The organism is Wenzhouxiangella marina (assembly GCF_001187785.1).
Lineage (GTDB): Bacteria > Pseudomonadota > Gammaproteobacteria > Xanthomonadales > Wenzhouxiangellaceae > Wenzhouxiangella > Wenzhouxiangella marina.
Genome location: NZ_CP012154.1, coordinates 233,159 through 240,000, shown reverse-complemented (window position 1 = coordinate 240,000; position 6,842 = coordinate 233,159). Strand labels below are relative to the sequence as shown.

General features: G+C 64.7%; 6 protein-coding genes (1 of these 6 cut by a window edge). All 6 read right to left on the bottom strand.

Going from position 1 to position 6,842, the window contains the following annotated elements; genetic code table 11:
* On the bottom strand, positions 1-931 hold the 5' portion of the coding sequence (gene argH, locus WM2015_RS00935; protein ID WP_049724278.1) for an argininosuccinate lyase. 371 nt of this gene lie to the left of the window's left edge; the window shows 931 of its 1,302 coding nt (coding positions 1-931); the start codon lies at positions 929-931; its stop codon lies beyond the left edge, outside the window.
* Between the two features lie 51 nt (positions 932-982).
* On the bottom strand, positions 983-1,939 hold the full coding sequence (gene argC, locus WM2015_RS00930; protein WP_049724277.1) for an N-acetyl-gamma-glutamyl-phosphate reductase: 957 nt from the start codon (positions 1,937-1,939) through the stop codon (positions 983-985).
* Positions 1,940-1,998: 59 nt separating this feature from the next.
* Complete coding sequence (locus tag WM2015_RS00925; RefSeq protein ID WP_049724276.1) at positions 1,999-3,309, bottom strand: acetylglutamate kinase; 1,311 nt, start codon at positions 3,307-3,309, stop codon at positions 1,999-2,001.
* Entirely contained in the window at positions 3,302-4,375 is a 1,074-nt protein-coding gene (locus tag WM2015_RS00920) for an acetylornithine deacetylase (protein ID WP_049724275.1), read from the bottom strand. The genes WM2015_RS00925 and WM2015_RS00920 overlap by 8 nt, the downstream gene beginning before the upstream one ends.
* A gap of 159 nt (positions 4,376-4,534) precedes the next feature.
* Positions 4,535-5,740 carry an argininosuccinate synthase domain-containing protein gene (locus tag WM2015_RS00915; RefSeq protein ID WP_049724274.1) on the bottom strand — a complete coding sequence of 402 codons (1,206 nt, stop codon included), beginning with the start codon at positions 5,738-5,740 and terminating at the stop codon, positions 4,535-4,537.
* On the bottom strand, positions 5,740-6,777 hold the full coding sequence (locus WM2015_RS00910; protein WP_211260948.1) for an N-acetylornithine carbamoyltransferase: 1,038 nt from the start codon (positions 6,775-6,777) through the stop codon (positions 5,740-5,742). The genes WM2015_RS00915 and WM2015_RS00910 overlap by 1 nt, the downstream gene beginning before the upstream one ends.
* Positions 6,778-6,842: the final 65 nt, after the last annotated feature.

Below are 6,842 nucleotides of genomic sequence, written 5' to 3'. Positions count from 1 at the left end.
CGAGCTCCATGCGCGCACCGACCACGACCGCGTGCAGGGAGCGCAGCAGTTCCACCGTATCCGGGTTGAGCTTGTTCGGCATGATCGACGATCCGGTACAGAAGGCCGGGTCCACGCGTACGAAACCGAATTCCTGGCTGGCGAAGAGACTCAGGTCCCAGCTGATCCGACGCAGGTCCGACGTCGCGGCCGCCAGCGCATCCAGGGCCCGAAGCTCGACCTTGCCTCGACTGTTCTGGGCATACTGGGGATTGACCACCAGGCGGTCGAATCCCAGATCCGCGGCCACACCGTCCCGATCCAGCGGGAAATTGACGCCGAAGCCAGAAGCGGTCCCCAAAGGACTGGCGTCCAGCCAGGCCGCTGTTTGCCTGGCCAGCGCCACATCATCGATGAAGGCCTCGGCATGGCCCGCCCACCAGAGCCCGAGGCTCGACGGCATCGCCTGCTGCAGATGCGTGTGCCCCGGCAGCACCTGATCGGCCTCCCGTTCCGCACGGTCCAGGCAGACGGCGGCGATCGCTTCGCAGGCCCTGGCCAGACGACCCAGGCGATCCTTCATGTAGAGACGAAGGGCCACCGCGACCTGATCGTTGCGACTTCGCCCGGCATGAATCCGGGCGCCGATGTCACCGAGCGACTCGATCAACCAGGCCTCGATGGCCGAATGCCCGTCCTCGTAGCGACTATCGAGAACGAATTCACCATCCTCGAACCGTCGTGCGAGAGTCCGGAGGCTGTCGTCCATGGCGTCGGCCTGCTCCTGGCTGAGCACGCCGATCCTCGCCAGGCCCTGGGCATGCGCCCGGCTGGCACGAATATCGAAGGGAAGCAGCTCCCGGTCCAGCACCACGTCCTCTCCGGCAAGAAAGCGCATGACGCGCCCATCCACTTCTGCGGACGATGCCTTCTTCCAGATGTAATCACTCACGGCTTGCTCCAGTTGCTTGTTCGTGGACCCGGCGCCGATCGGGCGCTCCTTTCAGGAGTCAATGAACTCCAGCCCCGATCGCTCATCGAGCCCGAATGCCAGATTGATGTTCTGCAGCGCCTGACTCGCCGCGCCCTTCAGCAGGTTATCCAGCACGACGACCAGGCTGGCTCGGTGCGGGTTGCGTTCATCGACCGTGAAACCCCCAACCGCCAGGCTCGGCGTGCCGGCCACGTCGCGGATTTCGGGAATGGCTTCACTGACGCGAACCAGGGCTTCACCCGCATAGCAGGCCTCGAAATGGGCAAGCAACTCGGCCCCGCTGGTCGGATCGGCCAGATCGATGGCCATGGTCAGGGAGATACCGCGGAAAAACGGTGCGACGTGCGGGTGGAAGCGAACCGGTCGACCGAGGCGCGTCGAAACCTCACGCTCATGAACATGGCCACTGAGCGAGTAGGGGATCAGATTGTCGCGCAGGCGATCCGGATCATTGCGCGGCGAAGGCGTCCTGCCGGCGCCGCTGAAACCGGACACGCCGAAGATCACCGGCGGACGGACCAGCCAATCGCGGATCGGCAACAGGCCGAACTGGGCGCCCGTCGCGTAGCAGCCGGGATTGGCGATGCGACGGGCACCGACCAGGGCATCGCGATTCCACTCGCTCAGGCCGTAGACCCAGGCCTCGTCGAAACGCCAATCTGCACCGAGATCCAGGATCAACGCGTCGGGATGCGCCTTCTCGATGGCTTCGACCCAGGGCGCGCTCTTGCCGTTGGGCAGGGCCAGCACCCAGATTTCCGCGTCGACCCGAGCGACCTCGTCCACCGCCAGGGCGGTGTAGGTCCGATCCGGGTCCGGCCAGTTCGGCACCTGCTCGCGGATCGGGGATCCCGCCTGGCTGCCACTGGAGGCCAGCGCCAGTTCGATGCCCGGGTGATCGACAAGCAGCTTCAACAACTCCGAGCCGGTATAACCGCGGCCTCCGATCAGGGCCAGCCGCCTCATGGCGCCACCCGCCCCTGGATGATTCTCGCAACACGATCCTGCATGACGTTCTCTCCTCCCTAATCGACCCAGCCGGAGTTCCGGCCCAGGGCGTCCTCGACCACTGATCCAAGCAGCCCGAAATCCTCGATGCCGATCGTGTAGACGACCCACTCTCCGTGTCGATGCGTGGTGTGCGCCTGCTGGAAATACCAGCCGGCGATCGGATTACCGGCCCTGGCTCGCCAGTAGACCCTCGGAAATCGCTGCCGCAGGGCCTGCCATAGCGCCGCACCCAGGCCCTCGCCCTGTGCTTCGGGGGTCACCACGAACTTGTCCAGATAGGGAATCCCGTCGACGCCCTCGGTCATCAGGGCCGCCGCTCGACCGCTTTCGGCCCAGAACAGACCCAGGACCTTCCGGCCAGCCAGCCAGTCGGCCTTGAGCTGACGACCGAAACTCTGCTCGAGCAGGCGCTGCAGTGGCGCGCGCAGCGAGTCCTGAATGGCGTCGAACCAGTCGATCCGCTCTCCTCGGCGGATCAGGGTGCCCGCGCCCGTATGCGTGAAGAGCTCGCGGGTCAGATTGGCCGCGGAGGTGATCGACACGGACGTATCCGGCGGAAGCTTTTCCAGCATGTCATGAATCTGCTCGAGCTTCAGCCGCATGCCCGAATGCACCCAGGGCTGAGCGAGCAGATGCTCGTAGTCGGTGGTCAGACTGATCGCGGAAATCACCCGACCGCTGCCATCGAGCAGGCCACCGGTGCCGGTCAGGAAGATCACCTTGTGCGGCTTGACCGACCACACGAGTTCGCGCGCGGCGATGTCGGCGTTGATGTTCATCACCTGGCCGGAAGGGGATTCGCCCAGGCAAGCCACTACCGGCAAGGCTCCGGCCTGAATGGCCTTGCGTACGGGCTCGAGCTCCACTCGCTCGACCTGGCCGACCAGGCCAAGGCGTTCGCGATCGGCCAGACTGGCCTCGAAGACCCCGTGGAGAATGCCGCGCGCACGCACGCCGCGCGCCTCGAGCGCGTCGACCAGGGCCATATTGGCTCGATAGATCACCGGCCGGGCAACCGCCATGACTTCTTCGGTGGTGACCCGCAGACCATCGCGCTTCTCCACCGGCACGCCGGCCGCCTGCATGGCCTCGTCCAGCTGGGGGCCGGCGCCGTGCAGGACGATCGGCGTCAAACCCAGCCGATGCAGGAAGGCCAGGGCGGCCGCCAGCTCATCCAGATCGTCCTGCATGACCGCGCCGCCGACCTTGACCACGGCAAAGCGGGTTTCCTCGATGCGCGAGAACTGCTTCAGGTATTGCCGGGCTTCCCGGCTGGAGCCAAGCTGGCCCAGCAGTTCGATCACGGTACGACGCACTTCAGCCATGGCCGATCATCCTTGCGTAGATTTCATGCGCCTGCCGAAGCTGCGCCAGTTCGACCCACTCATCCACCGCGTGCGCCTGGGCGATGTCCCCGGGCCCCAACACGAGGGCCGGCAAGGCAGCGGCCGAGAACAGCGAGGCCTCGGTCCAGAAGCCCACCGGCTCGCCGATCTCCAGGTCATGGGCAAGACAGAACTCACGGGCCGCCTCGTCATTCTGACCCGCGGCCGGCAAGGGTGGACCGGCAAAGGGGATCTCCCAGCTGGCATGTGCGTCGGCACCGGCCAGATCCTTCAGCGCGTCGAACAGGGCCTCATTGGACTGCCCAGGCCCGAGTCGCGCCGAATAGTGCAGTCGGGCATCGCCCGCGATGACGTTGGACTTCGTGCCTCCGGAGACCAGCCCGAGGTTGAAGCAGGTCGGCCGGCCAGCGGCCGCTTCGCTTTCGCAGTGGGCGAGGGCGGCCGTGGTCCAGCGGGCCAGGCGATGATTCGCGTTGTCTGCCAGCGCTCGAAACTCGGACGAATGCCCCATGACACCAGCGAAGTGCCCCTTGACCGAAAGGAAGCCTCGATGCGCCAGAATCGCTTCGCAGCCGGTCGGCTCGCAGACCACCACCTGACGGTAACCTCGATGGCTTTCGGACTCCAGAAAGCGGCGCACGCAGCAACTGCCCGCGCCTTCCTCGTCGCTGGAGAACAGCAGGGCCATGTCCGCATCGCTGTCCTCGGCCAGCGTCAGCAGCGCGGCGGCCGCGCCCTTGATGTCGCAGACGCCGCGACCGTAGGCTCGATCCCCTTCGACACTCAATTCCAGCGGAGGGCGGGTCCAACCCTCACCGACCGGAACCGTATCGAGATGACAGTTGAACAGCAGCTCCGGCCGCCCCCGGCGAGCATAGAGGTTCACGTGCCCGTCGCCGAAATCGGCCACCTCCACCCCGAAGCCCCGCGCCTCGAGCACCTGTCGACAGTGCTCGAACATCGACGCCCCCGGCCCGAACGCGCGCGGCGGATTCTGACTGTCGCACTCGACCAGCCTGGCCAGATGATGAAGAAGCCGTTCCATTACTTCAGACCTGTCTCGGACTTGTTCAAAACCAAAATCTTCTGGTCGCAAAGCAGCAAAGCAGCGAAGAAGAGGAAAAAAGGGAAAGCACCAACCCGCTTTGAACCTTTGCCGCTTTGCCGCTTCGCCGCTTCGCGACATGGAAATTTCTTGGTTCTATCATGACGCCGGTTTTCTGACCCGGGCGGCGAGGGTCGATGACTGGCCAATGAGTTTGACGAAGCCCTCGGCTTCTTCCGGGGTCCAGCCCGCCGACTGCGCATAGACCGAGTTCGGGTCCTTGAGCAGGTAGCGCGAACCCACCGAAACTGCGGTCGCGCTGCCGCCATGGGTCGCCAGACGAACGACACCGGTAACGTAGCGATTCGCCGATTCCAGATAGGCCTCGAGATCGTACTTGTGCGGCTCGAAGAAGAAGCCGGTGTAGACCAGTTCCGCCCAGCGCTGGGCGATGGTCTGATGAAACTGGTTCTGGAGGCGGGTGTTGACCGCCTCGCGGAGCGCGCGCTGGGCGATCATCAGGCCATCGACGCCCGGGCATTCGAATACGATCCGGCCCTTCAGACCGATCGAGACGTCGCCGGTGTAGATGTGCCGCCCGACCCCGTAGGCCCCAAGCTGACGATTGAGCTCGGCCAGCAGGGCCGGGCCCTGCATCGGCCGATCGTTCAGGCTCACCGCCCGGCCGGCCTCGAAGCCGATGGTCAGCTCCAGCGGCGCCTCGGGCCAATCGGCGCGGGGCCGACACCAAACATGAGTGTCGTCTCCGGGCTTTCCGAATTCGTCGATTTCCTGCCCGGACAGGGTCACACCCAGCAGGTTCTCGTTGATCGAGTAACGGCTGGAGGATTCGGGCACCTCGATACCGGCGGCGGCCATCAGCTCCAGCTCGTGGGCGCGAACGTTGCGAGTCTCGCGCTGCAGATCGCGGATCGGCGCGTGAATGACATAGTCACCCAGGGAGCGCACCGACTGATCGAATCGCAGTTGATCGTTGCCCATGCCCGTGCAGCCGTGTGCAAAGTGCGTCGTGCCCAACTCGTCGGCCAGCCGCAGACACTGCTCGACGATCACATAGCGATCCGAGCAGAGCATCGGGTATTGCTCCAGCATACGCGCACCGGACCAGAGCAGAGGCACCACGAACTGGTCCCAGAGCGGCTCCGAGGCGTCGAGCTCGTGGTGCTTTGCGGCACCGAGGGCATCGGCACGATCGGCGATCCATCGCTTCTGCTCGGCGGAAATACCACCCGTATCGACGAAGGCCGTATGCACTTCGAAGCCCTGCTGTTTCAGGGCCAGCACGCAGTAGCTCGTATCCAGACCGCCGGAAAACGCCAGCACCACCGTTTGTTTGTCAGCCATCAATCCGTTCCTTCGCCTTGTTCCTGGTTGTTCAACAGCGCCGTCATCAGCGCTTTCTGCACGTGCAGCCGGTTCTCGGCCTCGTCGATGGCCACGCAGTAATCGGCATCCATCACCTCATCGCTGGCCTTGACGTTTCGTCGCAGGGGCAGACAGTGGCTGAAGCGCGCGTTCCGGGTCAGGGCCATCTTGGCGCCATCGACCATGAAGTGCCTGTAGGGTGCACGAAGCTGGGCCTCCTCTTCCGGACGACCGTAGAAAGGAAGGGCGCCCCAGCTCTTCGCGTACACGAAGTCGGCGTCCGTGTAGGCCTTCTCGATGTTGTGGGTAATGTTGAACCGGCCACCGGAAGACTCCGCCTGATAATGCGCCGCGTCCATGAAATGTTCGTCAAGCAGGTAGGCGTCATCGGGGACCAGCAGGGTCACGTCCATGCCGAACTTCGTCGCGATCAGCAGCGCCGAATTGGCCACGGCGGTGTTCAGGGGCCGCGGATGCCAGGTCCAGGTCAGCACGAATTTCCTTCCGTCGGGCGCCCCCAGATGATCCTGGATGGTACGCATCAGGGCCAGTTCCTGGCAGGGATGGACGATCGTCTCCATATTGATCACGGGCACCGACGCGTATTCGGCCAGCGCGCGAATGACCGGATCCTGCCGATCATGGGACCAATCCTTGAACAGGGGGAAAGCCCGGAGGGCGATCGCATCGCAGTAGCGAGACAGCACCCCGGCCACCTCGGCGATGTGCTCCTCGGCGTCCCCGTCCATCACCACACCGCGCTCGAACTCGATCCCCCAGGCGGCCTTTCCGGGCTCCAGCACGACGGCGTGCGCGCCGAGCTGAAAGGCCCCGATCTCGAAGGAACTGCGCGTACGCAGGGAGGGGTTGAGGAACATCAGCGCAATGGTCTTGCCGCGCAGCTGATCATTGACGGGCTGACGGCGCAGGTCGTCGGCCGCATCGAGCAAGGCCTGCAGTTCCGGCCGCGTCCAGTCTTCGGTGGTCAGGAAATGACGCATCTTGTTGGTATCCATGCTCGGCCGCCGAAGGCGCAGCGGTCCGTAAAAATGAAAAACCCAGCGCGCTGGCTGGGTTCGAC

Excerpts from the sequence above, each read along its gene's own strand:
- WM2015_RS00915 (WP_049724274.1), bottom strand. The coding sequence starts at position 5,740 with ATGGCTGACAAACAAACGGTGGTGCTGGCGTTTTCCGGCGGTCTGGAT.
- WM2015_RS00925 (WP_049724276.1), bottom strand. The coding sequence starts at position 3,309 with ATGGCTGAAGTGCGTCGTACCGTGATCGAACTGCTGGGCCAGCTTGGC.
- argC (WP_049724277.1), bottom strand. The coding sequence starts at position 1,939 with ATGAGGCGGCTGGCCCTGATCGGAGGCCGCGGTTATACCGGCTCGGAG.
- WM2015_RS00910 (WP_211260948.1), bottom strand. The coding sequence starts at position 6,777 with ATGGATACCAACAAGATGCGTCATTTCCTGACCACCGAAGACTGGACG.
- WM2015_RS00920 (WP_049724275.1), bottom strand. The coding sequence starts at position 4,375 with ATGGAACGGCTTCTTCATCATCTGGCCAGGCTGGTCGAGTGCGACAGT.